Source organism: Vibrio sp. HI00D65 (assembly GCF_001635455.1).
Taxonomy (GTDB): domain Bacteria; phylum Pseudomonadota; class Gammaproteobacteria; order Enterobacterales; family Vibrionaceae; genus Vibrio.
Genome location: NZ_LWEH01000441.1, coordinates 1 through 2,108, shown reverse-complemented (window position 1 = coordinate 2,108; position 2,108 = coordinate 1). Strand labels below are relative to the sequence as shown.

Sequence of the window (2,108 nt, the reverse complement as noted above, 5' to 3'; positions counted from 1 at the left end):
TGTACAGGCTTTGCTTCAAATAGTACTAGACCACCGTTGGCAATCGGGTAGACGATATTGCCGACCTTTTCTTTCTCTGCGATAAGCTTACCGTTATCGTGTGTGAAGATACGCTCGGATATCAGGTATTGTTGCTGGTGGCGAGTCATGACAACCTGAACTTGGTTTTGGTTGAGTTGCTGCCAGAAGCCTTGCTCAACAATAGAAGGATCACCGTTGCTGTAAGAGTAGGTTGTCACTGCGCTATGGTCATCGTTGAGCTCTAGGTTAATAGAGAACCCTGAGTTCTGCGTTGAGCTAGCGAAATAAGTACCACTCCAGTCCAATGTAGGATCTTGATTTGAAACCGTTGCACAGCCGGTGTAGTTGTCTTCATTCAGGTTGAGTTTTGCTTCCCAGCCGTAGATAGAGTCACTCATGCCGTCGCTGCAGCTCTCTTTCTTCAGATTGAGCTCGCCTTGTGTTGCTTTACCTTCTAGTTGGTAATCACGACTGCTTTGCGTGGTGCGGCTTGATTCGATGTTGAGAGCCTGAGGCGCTTCGCCCATCTTGATATAAGTCAGCTGGTCTTTATCAAAGGTGGCTGACCAGAATGGTTCATTGCCGAAGACTCGTGTGGAGCGCAGTGGTTGGTTGCAGCGTTCAGGGTTTTCTGCCGTTAAGATATTGACTTGGTCAACCACGAAGCGTGCTGTGAAATCAGCGTTGTAGCCGGTTTTGCTAGGCACGGTAAGGTGGCCAATCAGTTCGCCATACAGAGCTTGATAAGGTCTGGCTGCTAGCCCTTGTGCTTCTAGTGCTAGCTCAGGGGACATATCTAACCAGTATTGTTGTTGGCTACCACAAGGGGTAAACGTGCGGCTTTCATGGCCTACCACAACTTGACCGCGCATGATGAAGGTTTGTGGTTGAACACTCAGAGGTTCATCCAAGGTTGCTGGTGGAACTTCAGGTTGTTGCGGTGTTTCTGGAGCGGTTACACAGCCTTGTAGCGCGAATGCGGCTAGCCATGTCACTGGGTTTTTCATTACCTTCATGTTATATCTTCCTCGGAGCAACCGTTAATTGGATTTATTATGGCATATTGGTTATTTAAAACAGAACCCGACACTTTTTCTATTCATACGCTGAGAGTACAAAAAACCTCTTGTTGGGAGGGAGTTCGTAACTATCAAGCTCGAAACATGATGCGTGATGAGGTCAAGCTTGGCGACCTGGTGATGATATACCACTCATCATGTAAAAAAGTGGGCGTAGCGGGGATCGCAAAAGTAATCAGGGAAGCCTATCCAGACCATTTTCAATTCGATCCCGAGAGTGATTACTACGACCCGAAATCTTCACCCGATAATCCGCGCTGGATAATGGTTGATGTCGAATTTGTTCGAGTGACTGAACGCTTGATTCCATTAGCGACTCTTAAAGCCATGCCTGAATTATCTGAAATGCCTTTGGTGAAGCGCGGCAATCGTTTATCGATCATGCCTGTGACGGAACAAGAGTGGCAGGCGATCTTAAGCAAAGAAGTGCTCGGTTCTTGTTAGAGGAAGCTTTTAGCGTAAGGTTCAAAAAAGGCAGCCATTGGCTGCCTTTTTGTATGATGGGCTTGTCTACAGTAGGTGTTTCTCTAAGTAGTGCGCAACGGCATCGTCAGCGTTGCTACCAATCACTTCATTGTCTGGTAGTGCCTGCATCACTTTCTCGTGTGATGTGCCCATGATTAGACCTTTACCTGCCATTGCCAGCATCTCAGTGTCATTCATACCATCACCAAAGGCAACACAGTTATCCAGCGTTAGGTTCAGAGATTTCGCGACAGCGTCTAAAGCATGGCCTTTAGATACTTCAGCGGCCATCACTTCCAGACACCAAGGTGTTGAGAAGGCAACGTTTAACTTGTCTCCAAATGCTTCTTTTAGCTTTTGCTCAAACGTGACTAGGTGTTCGTGGTCTTGCTCTGGGTGAGTGAAGAAGACCTTGGCAATGCCATCGCTCGGCGCATTATCTGCTTCAAAGCGTTTGTAGCTGAAGCCAGATTCACTGTGGAACTTAGCTAGCATTTCATCTTCACGATCGAGTAGCCAATCTTCATTTTGGTACATGTGAAT

General features: G+C 47.1%; 3 protein-coding genes. 1 reads left to right on the top strand and 2 read right to left on the bottom strand.

Translation table 11 applies throughout. From position 1 onward, the window contains the following. The coding region (locus A3712_RS21785; protein WP_063525010.1) for a COG3650 family protein at nucleotides 1–1,037 on the bottom strand (1,037 nt) is incomplete at its 3' end. Nucleotides 1,038–1,076: 39 nt separating this feature from the next. Here A3712_RS21785 and A3712_RS21780 point away from each other — a divergent pair. Further along, entirely contained in the window at nucleotides 1,077–1,544 is a 468-nt protein-coding gene (locus A3712_RS21780; RefSeq protein ID WP_063525009.1) for an EVE domain-containing protein, read from the top strand. Between the two features lie 66 nt (nucleotides 1,545–1,610). Here A3712_RS21780 and A3712_RS21775 read toward each other — a convergent pair. After that, nucleotides 1,611–2,108: HAD-IIB family hydrolase (locus tag A3712_RS21775; protein ID WP_157618850.1), on the bottom strand; the 498-nt coding region annotated here is incomplete at its 5' end.

Coding starts and splice junctions, on each gene's coding strand:
- A3712_RS21780 (WP_063525009.1), top strand. CDS start 1,077: ATGGCATATTGGTTATTTAAAACAGAACCCGACACTTTTTCTATTCAT.